Origin of the sequence: Streptomyces sp. NBC_00341, assembly GCF_041435055.1 — a bacterium.
Classification (GTDB): Bacteria; Actinomycetota; Actinomycetes; order Streptomycetales; family Streptomycetaceae; genus Streptomyces.
Window position 1 is genome coordinate 6,992,448 of the sequence record NZ_CP108002.1, and the last position, 15,279, is coordinate 7,007,726.

Here is a 15,279-nt window from a genome sequence, read left to right on the forward strand (position 1 = left end):
ATGACGACGATGTGAGGGGAAGGTCCGTGGACGAGAACCGCATGAGGGCACGTGAGTCGGGCATTCCGCTGACCGGCGAGCCGGGCCGGTGGAACGCGATCACGGACGTGCCCGGTGTCGAGGTCGGCTATGTCACCCTCTGCGAGGGCGACGACGTGCGTACCGGAGTCACCGCGCTGCTGCCGCGCGGCAGGGACGGTGTCGGGCTGCCCTGCGCGGCCGGCTGGCACTCGTTCAACGGCAACGGGGAGATGACCGGCACCGCCTGGATCGAGGAGAGCGGCTCCCTCGCCGTGCCGGTGCTCATCACCAACACCTACGCGGTGGGCCCGGTCCACCGCGGCGTGGTCGAGTGGGTGCGCGCCAACTGCGGCGGCATGGCACCGGAATGGCTGCTGCCCGTGGTCACCGAGACCTGGGACGGCCACCTCAACGACATCCACGGCACGGCGGTGCGGTCCCAACACGCAGCGGCCGCCATCGACGCGGCCGTCTCCGGTCCGGTCGAGGAGGGCTGCGTCGGAGGCGGTACGGGGATGCGCTGCTACGGCTTCAAGGGCGGCTCGGGAACCGCGTCGCGCGTGGTGGAGTACGGGGACGACCGCTACACCGTCGGCGCGTTCGTCCAGGCCAACTTCGGTGCGCGGCGCGAACTCGTGGTGGCCGGTGTGCCGGTGGGCCTCGAACTGCCGGACAGCCCGGGACCGGCCCCTGACGGCGTACGTCAGGTACCGCCCGGCGCGGGCTCGGTGATCGTGGTGGTGGCGACGGACGCGCCCCTGCTGCCGGGGCAGTGCAAGGCGCTGGCCCGACGCGTCACCCTGGGCCTCGCCCGAACCGGCACCACCGGCAGCCACTTCTCCGGGGACATCTTCCTGGCCTTCTCCACGGCCAACGAGTCCGCCCTGAACAGCACGTTCCCCTCCGACGACGACGGCGCCCCGTACGAGTCGATGCGGTTCGTGCCGTGGGGCCGGATGGACCCCTTCTACGGCGCGGTCGTCGAGTCGGTGGAGGAGGCGGTGCTCAATGTGCTGACCGGCGCCCACTCGATGACCGGCCGTGCGGGCCATCACGTCCAGGCGCTGCCACTGGACAGGCTGTCCGAACTCCTGGCGGCCCGCGGGGTGCCGACGCGGTAGGGCTGTCGTCAAACCGCCGACTGCCGGATTTGCTGTGCAGCGTGGGTGGGAGTCGTGAGGGTTCGCGCGAGGTTCCCGGGATCCGGTGACGGGAGCGGAAGGCTCGGGGCGATCGTCCGGCGCTCCCGAACAGGTCCGTGGCGCCGGCCTATGCGATGGGAGAACGATCAACGATGCTCACTCCGGTACGCAGCAGAGTACGGACGGCCGCGCTCGCGCTCTCGGCCGTCGCGGCCCTCGCCTTCGGTACGACCGTCACGACCGGCGCGGCAGCGGCCCCGCTTCCCGCTCCGGCTCCCACGAAGCAGGGACCGACCTCGGTGGCGTACGTCGAGGTGAACAACAACAGCATGCTCAACGTCGGCAAGTACACCCTCGCCGACGGCGGCAACGTCTTCGACGTCGCCGTGATCTTCGCGGCGAACATCAACTACGACACGGGCACGAAGGCGGCGTATCTGCACTTCAACGAGAACGTGCAGCGCGTCCTCGACAACGCAGCCACGGAGATACGGCCGTTGCAGGAGAAGGGCATCAAGGTCGTCCTCTCGGTGCTCGGCAACCACGAGGGCGCGGGCTTCGCGAACTTCCCGAACCAGCAGGCGGCTTCGGCGTTCGCGACGCAACTCTCCGACACCGTGGCCGAGTACGGCCTCGACGGCATCGATTTCGACGACGAGTACGCCGACTACGGCAACAACGGCACCGGCCAGCCCAACGACAGCTCGTTCGTACAACTGGTGACGGCGCTGCGCACGGACATGCCGGACAAGATCGTCAGCCTCTACAACATCGGCCCGGCCGCCTCGCGGCTCTCCTACGACGGCGTGGACGTCTCGTCCGAGTTCGACTACGCCTGGAACCCGTACTACGGCAGCTGGCAGGTCCCCGGCATCGCGCTGCCCAAGTCGAAGCTGTCGCCGGCGGCGGTCGAGATCGGCGGTACCTCGCAGAGCACGGCCGCCGATCTCGCCCGCCGTACCGTCAGCGAGGGGTACGGCGTCTACCTGACGTACAACCTCGACGGCGCCGACCGCAGTGCCGACGTCTCCGCGTTCACCAGGGAGCTGTACGGCAGCGACGCCCGCTACACGCCGTAGGGCGACCGAACGTCCTGCCCGCGTACCCCTTCGGGGCTGCGGCCTCGCGCAGGACGCGACCCGTACCGGCCGTGCCTCCGACAGCGATACCGGAGGCACGGCCGGTACGGGTCGCGTCCTGCGCTGCTCCACCACGGTCCTCGGGGCACGAGTCGGGCGGCGGAGATCAGTAGCCCTGGCCGACCAGAAACGAGTCGAATTCGAGGGCGAACGAGCGAGCTTCGGACACGTGGCCCTCGTTGTCCCCGTAGGCCAGCGCGAAGATGCACAGGCCCTGCCGGGTCCGTACCACCCACATGCTGCGGTCGCCCTCGCGAAGCAGTACCAGGTCGAGTTCATTGCCGGTCACCGCGTCCGTGACCTGCTCCAGGCTCTCGCGGTGCCACGCGACCTCGCCGAGACGGACGAGCGGAGCGGGCCCGGTCTCCTCGCCGGCCGCCCACAGGGCTTCCAGGGCGGCCTGGTCCAAAGCGCCTGCGTGCGGGAGCTGTCCACCCGGATCCGCGGCGGGCCGGAAGTACCGCCGGCCGTCCTCGCCGTCGCAGCCGGCGATGGCGAAGAAGCCGGAGTCGGCCGAGAAGACCGCCGCCGCCCGTACGGCGGGCCGCTCCTCGCCGAGGGCGAAGTGGGTTCTGAGTACATCTTCCCATTGCTCCGTCACAGGAGACATCGGTAACGACCTTCCGTCGGCGTCGCTGCGGTTCACGGACCTGTTCGGTTCACGGACCTGTTCGGTTCACGGACCTGTTCGGTTCACGGACCTGTTCGGTTCACGGACCTGTTCGGTTCACGGACCCGCTCGGGTTGCCGCAGGGTCGGGCGCACTCGGCGGCCCACCCCTGCGACCTGAACTCATCTGCCCGTCAACGCGCAGCTCAGACGGGGTGGCCGGAAGTCCGGTCCGTGAGGTACCTCTCCTGCCCGGCCGCCACCTCACGAGGGGTCCGCACGTCATATGTCCTGCCGGTCCGGTCCTACCGGTCCGGCAGTATCGCGCGTGCGGACCCGGCAGCGGAGTTCACTGCCCGGCCGGCGCCGCTCAGGGCGTCGGACGTGCCCGCGCCCACCGTTTCGATCGCTGAGTGCAGGTGTCCGCCCGCCCTGGCCGTAGCACCGCGGGCCTTCTTCCGGCCGGTGTGCCCCGCCGCGCGGGCACGGTAGGCGGCCGACGGTTTGCCATGGGTATCGGCGGCGGCGAGCAGCAGCGCGCCGAACAGACCGACGCGGCGCGCGAGGTGGAAGCGCTGGTCCTTACGCAGTTCCTGGTCCTCCTCCTTCCATCGTGCGTGCTCGGCGAGGGTGGTCGGCACGAGGCTCGCGGCCAGGACGAGGGAGGCGGTGCGGGGGAAGCGGCCCAGCGCGAGTGCTCCACCCGCGGCGATCTGGACGGCGGCGTTGAGCCGGACCAGTCGCTCCGGATCGTCAGCGGTGACGCCGATCTGCCGTGCCCGGGAGGCGGTGCCTGCCGCGAGGGGGCGTGGGCTGCGCAGCGCGTGCCCCGCCTCGGTGATGAAGGGGGCGGCCAGCAGCGGGCGGGCGATTCTTCTCAGTACAGCCATGAGTCTTCGTCTGCCCGTGAAGACGGGCGGCATACGCGGCAGACAGAGGCGGTGCCCTGTCACACACAGGAGGCCTGCCGGACGAGTTCCGGGGCAGACGCCGATCGGGCGACGGAGACAGCGTCGTGAACGTCGGCCGCCGCGAGTTGTGTACACGAAGGGGGACTCCGATGCCGATCGCTCTACCGGAAAGACCCGTGGGACTGCCCGATACGAGCTCAACCGGGACCCCGCGGGGGAGCCGGGCCTTCGCGCTGCCTCGCGGCCTCGGGGGTACGGCCGGCCGGATCGCCGCGCTCACCGTCGGACAGGCCGCGCTGATGGTGGGCGCCGGGCTGCTCATCACCGGACCCGCCGCCCACGTCTGGCCGATGACCGCGGAGGACCGCGTCGACGAGGGCTTCGAACACCTCCGCACGGGCGCCCTCACCACCGTGTCCTTCATCGGCTCGGAGGCGGGCAACACCCTGACGGTGATCGCCATCACTCTGCTGGCCTGCCTGGGTCTGGTGTTCGTACCCAGGCTGCCGATGTGGCGCCAAGCGGGCTTCCTCGCCGTGTCCGTCTCGCTCCAGGCACTCGTCTTCCTGGTCATCACCCTGTCGGTGGACCGCCAGCGGCCGGATGTGCACCGTCTCGACGCCTCCCCGCCGACGTCGAGTTACACCTCCGGCCACACCGGCGCCGCCACCGCGCTCTACGCGGGCCTTGCCTTCCTCGCCCTCTCCCGGATGCGCGGCCCGTGGCGCAGGATCGCCGGCACCCTGCTGCTGCTCCTGCCGCTGTTGGTCGCCCTGTCCCGCCTCTACCGGGGCATGCACCATCCCACCGATGTCGTCGGCGGCCTGGTCAACGGCGGCCTGTCGCTGATGATCGTGGGGTACGCGCTGTTCGCCCGGCCCGAGGTGATCGTCCCGCCCACCGGGCAGCCGGTGCGTGCCGTCCCGGCGGCCGGGCGCACCGCGGACGTTTCTGGCCCCGTCACCGTCATCGTGAACCCGACGGTCACCCGGCCGCGGGACCAGGAGGCCGTGCGCGCCGTCCTGGAGAGTCACGGCCTTCACGAGGCGGTGTTCGTGGAGACCACGGCGGACGACCCCGGCATCGGCCAGAGCGCACGGGCCCTCGCCGACGGTGCCCGGCTCGTCGTGGTCTGCGGCGGCGACGGCACCGTGCGCACGGTCGCCGACGCCCTCGCGGGGAGCGGCGTCCCGCTCGCCATCGTGCCCAGCGGCACCGGCAACCTCCTCGCCCGCAATCTGGGCCTGCCCCTCGCCCCGGCCGAGGCACTGGACGCCGCGCTCCGTGGCGCCCCTCGCCCCATCGACCTCGCCCGCATCGAGGGCGACGGGCTTCCCGCAACCCATTTCACCGCCATGGCCGGGGCCGGACTCGACGCCGCGATCATGGAGAAGACCGCGGACCGGGCCAAATCCGTCCTGGGCTGGCCCGCTTACGCCCTGGCCGGCCTCTCCTCCCTCACCACACCCCCCGTGCGGCTGACCGTGCGCCTCGACGACGCCCCGGCGCTGCACCGTACGGCCCGCATGGTCCTGGTCGGCAACGTCGGCACCGTGCAGGGCGGTCTGAGCCTGCTGCCCTCCGCCCGCCCTGACGACGGCCTCCTGGAACTCATGATCCTGGACCCGCACGGCCCCTCCGGCTGGCTGCGGGCGCTCACCACGGTGCTACGGGGCCGCTCCGGGACCCCGCGCCCCACCCTGCCGGACACCACGGAGCGAGAGGGAGGGAAGAGCCTCCGCGTGGAGTACCTCACCTTCCGGCGGGCCGAGTTGAAGCTCGACGCACCGTGCCCCCGTGAGATCGACGGCGACCCCGTCAACCCGGGCAGCCGGCTGACGGTGACGGTCGCCCCGGGCGCCCTGAGCGTGCTGCTTCCGCTGGAAGAGGCCTGATGGGCACCGTCGTCAAGGTCCCGGTGACCCGCGACATGTCGGGCGACGAACTCTCCGCCGATGAGGCCCTGCAGTCCCTGCGCCGCTACGGCCGTTGGCCGCTGGTGCGCGACTCCTTCGTCCGCTTCCGTTACGCCGACGGCTTCAGCCACTCCCGCGCGCTGGCCCTGCAGACGGTGCTCGCCCTCATCCCGATGGCCATCGCGTTCGTGGGCCTCTCCTCGGCCATGCACACCGAGAGCGTCGGCCGCATGGCGGAACTGACCATCCACCGGCTTGCCGCGGGACCCAGCTCGGAGGTCGTCGACGACGCCCTGCGGCGCAGCCGTGAGGAGGCGGGCGACGGCGCGGCGCTGGCCCTCTGGCTGGGGCTCGTCTTCTCGCTCGTCAACGTCACGACCGCGATGTGCCAGATCGAACGCGGCGCCAACCGGATCTACGGCAATGAACGCGACCGGCCCTTCCACCGCAAGTACCTGCGGGGACTGGTGATGTCGCTCAGCGCCGGACTGCCCCTGGGGCTCGGATTCGTCGTCATGGTCGCCGGCCGTGACCTGGCGGCCGCCGCGGTCAGCGTCTACCACCTCGACGACGAGGCCCAGACCGTCTGGAACTTCCTGCGCTGGCCCTTCGGCCTGCTCCTCGCCCTCATCTCGGCGAGCGCGATCTTCCGCCGCTCGCCCCGCCGCGCCCAGCCCGGGTACACCTGGCTGGCGTTCGGCTCCGCCGTCTACCTGGTGCTGTGGACGCTGCTCACCTGGCTGCTGAGCCGCTACCTCCAGCTGAGCCACTCCTTCGACACGGTGTACGGGCCGCTCAGCGCCTTCATGTCCCTGCTGTTGTGGGCCTATCTCACGTCCATCGCCCTGTTCCTCGGCCTGTCCTTCGCCGCCCAGCTGGAGGCGTCACGGGCCCGGGTACCCGGCCCGATCCAAGAGGACCCGGGAGTCTGAATGCCCGTGCGCACCACCGCCCGACGTATCCGCGAGAGCCGTCGCCGCGCCGCCGACCGCCGCTTCGGCTTCCACCTGCTGGGCGCGATCGCCGTGGCCGCCGCCACCGCGGTCCCCTTCGGACTGCTGCTGGTCCTGGTCAAGGGCCGGTGGGGGCCGCTGCGCCGGATCGACGAGGGCGCGGCCGACAGCCTCCACCGCACCGCCCTGGAGCACCCCGGCTGGACGGACGTCCTCCAGTTCCTCTCCGACCGGGTGTGGGACCCCTTCACGCTGCGGGCCGCCGTCGCACTGCTCACCGGGTGGCTGCTCTACCGCCGCGCCTGGCGGCTCGCCGCCTGGTCGGCGGTGACGGCCGTCGCCGGAGGACTGATCGGACTGCTCGTCAAGACCGTCGTCGAGCGGGCCAGGCCGTCGCTGGAGAACCCGGTCGCGCACGCCCCGGGTTTCTCGTTCCCCTCGGGGCACGCGATGACCGCGACCACCTCGTGTGCCGTGCTGCTGCTGGCCCTGCTGCCGATGGTGCCGCGTGCCTGGCGGCCCGCGTGCTGGGGCCTGGCCGTCGTGTCGGTGATCGGGGTCGGCTTCACCCGTGTCGCGCTCGGCGTCCACTGGTTCAGCGACGTGGCCGGCGGCTGGCTCCTGGGCCTGGCCGTGGTGGCGGCCACCTCCTGGGCGTTCGAAACCTGGCGCACCGACGCGGGCCGGGTCCGTGCTCCCGTCAGCGAGGGCCTGGTGCCCGAACTCACCGGCCCGCACCCGGAACCCGACGCCGTGGCCGGCGGCCGCCCCCGCCTCGAAGAGCGGGGCTCCGGCTCCGGGCATCAGCAAAACCACGGCGGGCGCTGACCAGCGCGGGCAGGTATCCAGGCCGTACTCGGTTCCAGTCACCCTCCGCCCGCAAGATCAGCTGAAGACCGTCCCGCACTCGTGCGGGGGTGCACTTCCTTGGGACAGAATCCATCACGAACTGGTGATGCCTGCTGTCGCGGCGAACCGGTGGAACCTAGGGAGAGGGTTCGATGGGGTGGCGAGAGGGCGCTGGGGAACTGGACGCGCGGATGCTTGAGCGTCCGCTTCCTTCGGATGCGGTGGCAAAGCTGGGAGCCTGGCTGGCCGGAGACGGGGCGCCGTACGCGGACGGGACCGGCGCGCACGCAGTTCGCTACATCCCGGGGTCCTGGGCCGGCATCCGGCCATGGCCCCCGGAGTTGGCCGAGCAGGTCGGACGTGAGCCGACTTCGCTGAGCCGGGCGCAGGTGTTGGGGGTGGCCAGGACCGGGGCAGCAACGGCCAGCTGGACCGAGACACTCGTCGCCAGCTACGTCTGGGGACAAGGTGACAACGGGTACGGAGCCCACCGGCTGAATGAGATCCTGCGCCCGGGCCCGGTCGAGGCGGTGCTGGCAGAGGCTATTGCGCTGCTGGCCACCGATGGTGCTGTGGCAGGCTACCGCAGGCTGAGCGGCGCGATCGCAGGCCTCGGACCTGCGTTCTTCACCAAGTTCCTCTACTTCGCCGGCGGCGCCGTACCGGATGCGCCGGGGCCGCGCCCGCTCATCCTCGACCAGCGCATAGCTCGTGTCCTGCGCGCCCACACGACACGACTGGGGGAGGGGATCGGGCTTGAGGAACCCGCGAGGCTCGCTGCCTGGCTGTGGAGCGACGGCGGGTGGACCCCGCACCGCTACGACATGTACCTGAGATGGGTACGCGGCGTCACCGGCCAACTGGCCGGGTCCACGCACTGGCCGCTCGCTCCCGACCTACTGGAATTGGCACTGTTCAGCGGCGCATGGACCCCGTAGAAGTCCTCCGGGCCGTCCTCCGCTTCGGCGGCACCGCGTCCGCCACCCTGTGGGCCTGGCCCCCAGCCCCGTACTCCCGATCGCCCTCCTGAGGCGTCTGCCTCCGGGTGGCGCGCGCGAATCTGGCGGTCGGGACGCTTCCGCCGAGTACCGCGCACTGAACGTGCCGCGTGCGCCGGACCAGGACGGGACGGCGGTTCACGCCATGCCGGCGCGGTGCCGGGGCCTGGGGCGCGGAGACGTGTCACGCGGCTCCTCATGGGGCGGCCCGACGCCCGCCGGCCCGGACGTCGCAGTGGGTGCTCCCACGAGGCGAGCGCAGGCTCAGCCCGTGACACGGCGCCCGTCCACGGCAGAGGACTCGCAGGTCAGATGGCGCGCTGCGGTGTGGCGGGTGTCGGCTGGGTGCTGAGCACTCGTGTTCGGCGCTCAGATCGCCGTACAGCGCCTGCTCACCTCCGCTCGCGCGGAGAGCACCGGGCGGCAAGCTGCGATACGTCGTCGAGCAGACCCGGCCCGGCCGGTCAGCTCAGGAACAGGGCTGTCCCGTCGCGGCGGCTGCGGCGGGCCCGCCACGTGAGTGACGCGAGGGCCGCGGCGAGCCAGCAGGCCCCGACCAGTGCCTCCCAGGCCGCGAGCGCGGCGGTGTGGGAGCCCGCTCGCCCGGCCAGTACCTCGCGGACCGCGAGGAGGCCGTGGGTCAGCGGCAGGACGTCGCCGAGCCGGCCGAGCACGGGGCCGACGGCCTGCACCGGGACCTCGGCGCCGCAGACGATCATCATCACCGTGAACGCGCCGTTGGACGCCACGTTGCGCAGGTCCGAAGCGGTCAGCACCAGCGAACCCAGGAACAGGCCGAGGCAGTAGCTCGTCACCGCGACGAGGACGAGGAGAACCGCGAGCAGGGCGACCCGTGCCACGGTCAGCCGCAGGTCCGCCACCGGGGCGAGGAGGAGTATCCCGCCCAGGCCGCAGGCGACGCCGTCCGGAAGCCAGAACAGGCTCCGCCCCACGAAAACCAGGGAGGGACTGCTGGGCGAGGCGACCAGCAGGGGCAGGGTGCCGTTCTGCAACTCCCATGTCGTTGACGCCGTCGCGAAGACGCCGTGCAGCGCGACCAGTGCCACCGCGTTGCCGATCAGCAGGTACCGGGCCTGCCCGGGCCCCAGCAGATCGCCGATGGTGGTGAAGAACAGCATCTGGGCGAGTATCCGTACGAACCAGCCGAGCACCCAGGTCTTCCAGGTGAAGACGGTGGCGTAGTCGGCGATTCCGGCGCGCGCCGCCCAGCCGAGCACCTGGAGACGGCGGCCCGGACCGGTCGTGTCGGGGGTGCCGTCGCCCGCCGAGGTGATCGTGGTCATGCCAGCCCCACCGTCCCCGTCTCCCGTACCAGCCGGACGACCCTGCCGAGCAGCAGCCGGCCGCCGATCCCGGTGAGGAGCCCGAGGCCGAGGACGACGCCGGTCCGCCAGGCCGCCGAGGCCGAGGTGACCGGGGCCGGGTCAAGCGCGTCGCGCAGCAGATCGGAACTCCAGGAGAGGTAGAGGAGCCTGCCGATCGGGTGCGTCCACTCCGGCAGCCGGTCGAGCGGGGTGAACACCCCGCCGAGCAGCAGTACCGGATAACTCAGCGAGTTCTGGAAGGTCCGCGCGGTGCGCGTCGCCACGAACAGGGCGGCCATCAGGGTCGCCGACCCGGCGGTGGCGACCGCGGTGGCGAGCAGGCCCACCAGGAAGACGAACGGATGCGGTACGTCGGGAACGATGCCGAAGCCGAGGAACGCCACCGCGCCGACCTCGACCACCGTCAGCAGACTGATGGCCGTGGTCACCCAGACCCTGCTGAGCACCACGCGGGCGAAGCCGGCCGGCGCCGCTATCTGGAGTTCCAGGGTGCCGAGCCAGCGGTCACTGTCGACAACCTCTCCGGAGATCAGCATGGCCATGCTCCACATCCCCATCAGCACCGGCGCGAGCAGCCCGTACGCGAGGAGGTCCGGCCGGTCGTTGTGCCGTACCAGCAGCAGGAACACGGCGGCGAGCAGCGGGGTGCGCACCAGGTCGATGAGGTAGTCGCGGTGGGTCAGCACCAGGCGGCCCTGGAAGCGCCCGGTCGCGGCCAGCAGGCTCACCGGTTCACCACGCTGCGCTGCTCGTTGCGGTGGACGAGTCGAAGGTAGACCTCTTCGAGGTCGGGCAGCTCGGTGCGTACGTCGGTGACGCCCTCGGCGACCACGAAGGCGAGCACGGCGCCGAGGGCCTGCTGGCTCTCGACGGAGACGACCGCCGTGCCGTCGTCGGCCGGCTCCACGCCGAGGACACCGTCGAGGGCGCGCACCCGGTCGAGCAGTCCGGTGTCCGCGCGGACGCGGACACGCTCCTGTCGCGACATCAGGCGCGACAGCGTCTTCGGCGCCTCCGTCGCGATCACCCGGCCGTGGTTGATCATCGTGACCCGGTCGCAGAGCACCTCCGCCTCGGCCAGGTCGTGCGTGGCGAGGAGGATCGTGCGGCCCTCCCCGGCGAGCCGCTGGATCAGCTCGCGCAACTGACGGGCGGCCAAGGGGTCCAGGCCGTTGGTCGGCTCGTCGAGCAGCAGGACGCGCGGGTCGCCGACGATCCCGCGGGCCAGGTGCAGACGCTGGCGCATGCCGACAGAGAAGGTCTCCACCCGGTCGTCGGCGCGCTCGGCCAGGCCGAGTTCGTCGAGCAGGGTGTCCGTCCTGGCCAGGCCCTTCTTCGTGGACATTCCGTACAACGCGGCCCAGTAGCGCATGTTCTGACGAGCCGTCAGTCGTGGGTAGAGGCCGCGTTCACCGCCGAAGACGATCCCGAGCAGCGGCCGGATCCTGCGATACTCGGTCACCAGGTCGTGGCCGAGCACGGACGCGCTTCCCGACGTCGGCAGCAGCACCGTCGAGAGGATCTTCATCAGGGTGCTCTTGCCGGCCCCGTTCGGACCGAGCAGTCCGTGCACCTCGCCCTGTTCCACCTGGATCGACACATCATCCAGGGCGGTGACCGCCGGGCCGCGCCGCACGCGGTACTCCCGCCGCAGCCCGCGGGCGTCAACGGCGAGTCGCACGCCGTCAGGTCGATTGCCGCTGTCGCGCATCACGCCACCGATCGTCCGGACGAAGAGGTGCCGGTGCTGGACGGCCCGGTCGGGGCGGAAGCGGTGCGGGGTGCGGATTCCGCGCCGTCCACCTCGTCCAGCCATTCCTGCCGGGCGGCACCCGACACCAGTAGGAAGGAACCCAGCGGGGTCCGCGCGACCAGATGGCGGCCGACGTCGTCCAGGCGCAGCCCGTCCAGGCGCAGCCCGTCGGCGGGGTCGGCCGCCGGCGGACGGGCACCGGCGGGGTCGTCCGGGCGGGCACCCGCAGGAGGGTTCGAACCCGTGTCCCCGGCCGTGTCCCCGCCTCCCAGCGGCACCCCGAACAGAGACACCCCTGAGGCGAGCAGCCGGCGCGCGCCGGGCCGGCGGTGCACGAGGTCGGAGGCGAGGGCGGCCGGGCGCCCCCCGCGGCCCTCGATGCCGGACTGCGCGGCGAACGCGGCCGCCCGCACCGGGTTGCTCCAGCGCATCGCCGTGCGCACCGACCGCGCCAGCCGTACGCGCACCGCCGCCGCACGGGTGTGCGGCAGTGCGACCGTGGGCCGCCAGCCGAGACGGGCGACGCCCCGCATCGCCTGCCGCCACTCCGGCCACAGGCCGACCCTGTCGAGGTCGGCGCCGAACTGCCGTACGGCCTCTTCGTCCATCGCCTGGAGAAGGAGCACCAGGTCGAGAAAGTCGCGTGAGCGGAACGGGCGTTCCCACCGTTCCGCCACCAGGGCGACCGCGCTTGTGGTCCACGCGGAGCCGGGCGGGCGCGCGAGCTGTCGGGCGGGGCCGTGGACGTCCGTCACGATCTCGGCGGTGAACAGGCCGACGGCGTAAGGGTCCTGGGACGTGTCGGGCGCCGGCTTGCGGAACTCCGCGCCCAGGTGGGGGGAGACGGTGTCGCCGGGGTGGGCGGGCTTCACGGTGAAGGCCACCAACTCCCAGCCGCAGGCCAGCAGATGGCGGGCGCAGGCCCACAGGTCGGCGTGGCGTGGACAGACGACGTCGAGGTCGCCGGCCGAGCGGAGCACACCCGCCGGGTAGAGGCCGGCGATCGTCGCCCCCTTCAAGGGGAAGGCGTCGGGCGCGTGTTCCTGAAGCTCTTCCCAGACCCGGCGGTACCGGTCGACGCGCTCCCGTGCCGTCCGCAGCTCGGCCGCCTGACCGTCCGTGAGTGCCTCGCCGCCGACGGCCCACAGGCTCAGCAGGGTTCCGGCGAGCTTGTGCCGGCCGTCACGGGCCGTACGCAGCAGAGAGTCCCGGTCGGATCCGGGCGCGGCGTCGAGCAGGGCGAGGACCGTGTCGGTCGTGACCGCGTTCCCAGTTGGTGCTTCAGTCAACGCGGACTCCGCCCCGGTTGGCGTGTTCTCCGGCCGAAAAGGGCCACTAGGGCGCCAAGGGCAACGAGTGGCGAATAGGGGAATTCCAGGGGCGGGCGACGGAAGACGCGGTCAGGATGTCCGGAAATCCGGATCCTGGCCGCATCCACGTCTGCTCCGACCGGTCGTTTACTTGCCCGGCTTCGGGCGGACCGTAACCTTCTTGAAGGCGACGCTCATGGGACCCTCCTTGATGCGTTCGGTCGTGGACGTTAGCCTCAGCGTATTGCCCTGAATGCAGCATTGGCAATGGAGCAACTACCTCTACATACAGCCTAGTTGGCTGGAAAGCGCCGGGTTGGCGCACGGGCCCCGACCGAGTGGAGAGCCGGAGGAACATGGCCGTCGAGCAGTGGTTGCAGGCCCCCTTCACGCACGATCCGGCACGGCGCCGAACGTATCCGGACGACGTCTACTTCCGGGAGATGGCCGCTCTGCTGGACGAGCGGGACGCGGAGGAGACCGGCCGGACACTCGGCGGAACCACCTTCGTCATGTTCAAGCCCGACGCGGTGGTCGGGCGCCGTATCGAGCCCGCCCTCGATCTGCTGGCCGGCCACGGTTTCCTGCCGCTCGGCGCACGCGAGGTCCGGGTCGACGCACGGGTCTGCCGCGAGCTGTGGCGCTACCAGATCAACGCCGCGCCCCTGGCGGTCATCCGGGCCGTGGACATGATCCTGGAGTCCGGGCCGCCCTGCCTCTTCGTCGCCCTGCGCGACACCCGCGGTCCGCGGGAGACGGGTATGTCCGCGGCCCAACGGCTCAGCGAGTTGAAGGGGTCGTCCAAGAACCGGGACACGGACGGCGTCACTCTGCGCGGCGCGCTCGGCTGCGAGCTGATGTGTCTCAATTTCCTGCACGCGCCGGACGATCCCGCCGATCTCGTCCGGGAGGTCGGCGTTCTGGTGCCCCACAGCCACCGGAACGAGGTGCTGACGATGCTGGCGGGCGAGCCGTCGCCCGCGCGGACCGCCGGGGTGGTCGCCGCTGCGCGCCGGCTCTGCGCCGCGCATCCGGCCCACCCCCTGGCCCCGGCACCCGGCTCCGCCCGGCCGGCGCGGGCCGACTCCGCCGGGGCCCTCGCCCGGGTCGGCGAACTGGCCGCGGGGCAGGGCGGACTCGCGTTGTGGGACCGCATAGTGATCGCCGCGCACCTGGTCGAGGGGCTGCCGTCCGAGGGCACGGCCCTGATCGGACCCCCTCCCGGCACCCGCCTGAACCATCCCCGGGCCACCGGGCCCACGCAGGGCGCGACCACCCCCGCGGGCACACGGTCCGCCCGTGTCCCCGCGCCCGCCGCCGTCGCCCTGGACCACTGACCACCGACCGCTCCGCCCCGCACCAAGCATCGCAATGAAAGGCCCGCCCCCGATGGACGACTCCACGACGGAAGACGTCACCCTGCATGGTCCGGCGAGCTGGGAAGGACCGGTGCGCCGGCACGGGCCGGTGGCCCGGGTCGCCGTGCTCTCCGACATCCACGCGAACATCCCCGCGTTCGAAGCCGTGCTCGCCGAGCCCGACGTCGCGGCGGCCGATCTCATCGTCCTCTGCGGTGACCTGACCTGGGGCCCGCAGCCGCAGGAGACGTACGAGCGGATCCTCGCGCTGGGGGAGCGAGCCCTGTGCGTGCGGGGCAACGCCGACCGGTACGCCGCCGAGATCGGCACCGGCGCCCGCGCGGCCGACACACCCCGCCAGTCGTGGATCGCCGACCGGCACTCGCCCGAGGCCATCGGCTTCCTCACCCGGGTGCCCTTCGGAGTCGTGGTCGAGGTCGACGGGCTCGGCCCGGTGCACTTCTGCCACGGCTCACCGCGCAGCGACCACGAACTGGTCACGCCGGGCACACCGCCCGAGCGGTTCGCCCGACTGTCCGCCACCCTCGACGCGCGGGTCCTGGTCACCGGCCACTCGCACCTCCAGTTCGACCGGACGGTGGCCGGACTGCGCAGCGTCAACCCGGGAAGCGTCGGGCTGCCCTACCACGCGGCCGAGCCGGGCACCGCGTACTGGGCGCTGCTGGGCCCCGACGTCCGCCTCAGGACCACGCGCTACGACGTCTCGGACGCCGTCGACCGCGCCTACCGCGCGGCGGACCCCGACGCCGAGCGCTACGCAGGCACCCTCACGAATCCTCCCGTACCGGAGAAGATTGTCGAGGAGGCGGAATCCCTGGTCTTCGTCAACTGACCGGCTTTCGCCAACTGGCTGGATCATCAACGTTATTGAAAACAGGCGTAGTTGAGAGGTCCACTCGGCCGTTCCGGCGTTGACAGGCCAACTCGCCGTGTGTTGACCTGTTCGCGCACAA

General features: G+C 71.8%; 14 protein-coding genes. 8 read left to right on the plus strand and 6 right to left on the minus strand.

Annotated features, from left to right (window positions below; translation table 11 throughout):
* The first annotated feature begins 41 nt into the window (after positions 1-41).
* Both OG892_RS31450 and OG892_RS31455 read left to right on the plus strand, forming a co-directional pair.
* Positions 42-1,142, plus strand: a complete 1,101-nt coding sequence (locus OG892_RS31450; protein WP_371630839.1) for a P1 family peptidase — start codon at positions 42-44, stop codon at positions 1,140-1,142.
* A 173-nt stretch (positions 1,143-1,315) separates the two neighbouring features.
* Positions 1,316-2,242, plus strand: a complete 927-nt coding sequence (locus OG892_RS31455; protein WP_073734804.1) for an endo-beta-N-acetylglucosaminidase H — start codon at positions 1,316-1,318, stop codon at positions 2,240-2,242.
* Positions 2,243-2,408: 166 nt separating this feature from the next.
* On the opposite strand, the gene OG892_RS31460 is transcribed toward OG892_RS31455, so the two are convergent.
* Entirely contained in the window at positions 2,409-2,912 is a 504-nt protein-coding gene (locus tag OG892_RS31460; RefSeq protein ID WP_073734805.1) for a hypothetical protein, read from the minus strand.
* A gap of 304 nt (positions 2,913-3,216) precedes the next feature.
* Positions 3,217-3,801 carry a DoxX family protein gene (locus OG892_RS31465; protein ID WP_371630840.1) on the minus strand — a complete coding sequence of 195 codons (585 nt, stop codon included), beginning with the start codon at positions 3,799-3,801 and terminating at the stop codon, positions 3,217-3,219.
* A gap of 170 nt (positions 3,802-3,971) precedes the next feature.
* On the opposite strand from OG892_RS31465, the gene OG892_RS31470 reads away from it, so the two are divergent.
* The 4 genes from OG892_RS31470 to OG892_RS31485 all read left to right on the plus strand — a co-directional run bounded on the left by OG892_RS31470 (position 3,972) and on the right by OG892_RS31485 (position 8,478).
* Positions 3,972-5,717, plus strand: a complete 1,746-nt coding sequence (locus tag OG892_RS31470; RefSeq protein WP_371630841.1) for a diacylglycerol kinase family protein — start codon at positions 3,972-3,974, stop codon at positions 5,715-5,717.
* Complete coding sequence (locus tag OG892_RS31475) at positions 5,717-6,670, plus strand: YihY/virulence factor BrkB family protein (RefSeq protein ID WP_371630842.1); 954 nt, start codon at positions 5,717-5,719, stop codon at positions 6,668-6,670. Before OG892_RS31470 ends, OG892_RS31475 begins: the two co-directional genes overlap by 1 nt.
* The gene (locus OG892_RS31480) at positions 6,671-7,519 is read left to right on the plus strand and encodes a phosphatase PAP2 family protein (protein WP_371630843.1); all 849 of its coding nucleotides are present in this window, start codon (positions 6,671-6,673) and stop codon (positions 7,517-7,519) included. It begins immediately after the preceding gene.
* A 242-nt stretch (positions 7,520-7,761) separates the two neighbouring features.
* Positions 7,762-8,478, plus strand: a complete 717-nt coding sequence (locus OG892_RS31485; protein WP_371630844.1) for a hypothetical protein — start codon at positions 7,762-7,764, stop codon at positions 8,476-8,478.
* Positions 8,479-9,002: 524 nt separating this feature from the next.
* On the opposite strand, the gene OG892_RS31490 is transcribed toward OG892_RS31485, so the two are convergent.
* The 4 genes from OG892_RS31490 to OG892_RS31505 are packed head-to-tail and all read right to left on the minus strand — an operon-like array spanning position 9,003 to position 12,926.
* Complete coding sequence (locus OG892_RS31490; RefSeq protein WP_073734811.1) at positions 9,003-9,842, minus strand: ABC transporter permease; 840 nt, start codon at positions 9,840-9,842, stop codon at positions 9,003-9,005.
* Complete coding sequence (locus OG892_RS31495) at positions 9,839-10,612, minus strand: ABC transporter permease (protein ID WP_073734812.1); 774 nt, start codon at positions 10,610-10,612, stop codon at positions 9,839-9,841. The genes OG892_RS31490 and OG892_RS31495 overlap by 4 nt, the downstream gene beginning before the upstream one ends.
* Entirely contained in the window at positions 10,609-11,565 is a 957-nt protein-coding gene (locus OG892_RS31500; RefSeq protein ID WP_328864980.1) for an ABC transporter ATP-binding protein, read from the minus strand. The genes OG892_RS31495 and OG892_RS31500 overlap by 4 nt, the downstream gene beginning before the upstream one ends.
* Before the next feature lie 29 nt (positions 11,566-11,594).
* Entirely contained in the window at positions 11,595-12,926 is a 1,332-nt protein-coding gene (locus OG892_RS31505; RefSeq protein ID WP_073734814.1) for a nucleotidyltransferase family protein, read from the minus strand.
* Between the two features lie 377 nt (positions 12,927-13,303).
* On the opposite strand from OG892_RS31505, the gene OG892_RS31510 reads away from it, so the two are divergent.
* Both OG892_RS31510 and OG892_RS31515 read left to right on the plus strand, forming a co-directional pair.
* Complete coding sequence (locus tag OG892_RS31510; RefSeq protein ID WP_073734815.1) at positions 13,304-14,284, plus strand: nucleoside-diphosphate kinase; 981 nt, start codon at positions 13,304-13,306, stop codon at positions 14,282-14,284.
* Positions 14,285-14,336: 52 nt separating this feature from the next.
* A complete protein-coding gene (locus tag OG892_RS31515; RefSeq protein ID WP_199884367.1) occupies positions 14,337-15,158 on the plus strand; it encodes a metallophosphoesterase in 822 nt (273 codons plus the stop codon).
* The last annotated feature ends 121 nt before the right edge of the window (positions 15,159-15,279 follow it).

Excerpts from the sequence above, each read along its gene's own strand:
- OG892_RS31450 (WP_371630839.1), top strand. The coding sequence starts at position 42 with ATGAGGGCACGTGAGTCGGGCATTCCGCTGACCGGCGAGCCGGGCCGG.
- OG892_RS31455 (WP_073734804.1), top strand. The coding sequence starts at position 1,316 with ATGCTCACTCCGGTACGCAGCAGAGTACGGACGGCCGCGCTCGCGCTC.
- OG892_RS31460 (WP_073734805.1), bottom strand. The coding sequence starts at position 2,912 with ATGTCTCCTGTGACGGAGCAATGGGAAGATGTACTCAGAACCCACTTC.
- OG892_RS31465 (WP_371630840.1), bottom strand. The coding sequence starts at position 3,801 with ATGGCTGTACTGAGAAGAATCGCCCGCCCGCTGCTGGCCGCCCCCTTC.
- OG892_RS31470 (WP_371630841.1), top strand. The coding sequence starts at position 3,972 with ATGCCGATCGCTCTACCGGAAAGACCCGTGGGACTGCCCGATACGAGC.
- OG892_RS31475 (WP_371630842.1), top strand. The coding sequence starts at position 5,717 with ATGGGCACCGTCGTCAAGGTCCCGGTGACCCGCGACATGTCGGGCGAC.
- OG892_RS31480 (WP_371630843.1), top strand. The coding sequence starts at position 6,671 with ATGCCCGTGCGCACCACCGCCCGACGTATCCGCGAGAGCCGTCGCCGC.
- OG892_RS31490 (WP_073734811.1), bottom strand. The coding sequence starts at position 9,842 with ATGACCACGATCACCTCGGCGGGCGACGGCACCCCCGACACGACCGGT.
- OG892_RS31510 (WP_073734815.1), top strand. The coding sequence starts at position 13,304 with ATGGCCGTCGAGCAGTGGTTGCAGGCCCCCTTCACGCACGATCCGGCA.
- OG892_RS31515 (WP_199884367.1), top strand. The coding sequence starts at position 14,337 with ATGGACGACTCCACGACGGAAGACGTCACCCTGCATGGTCCGGCGAGC.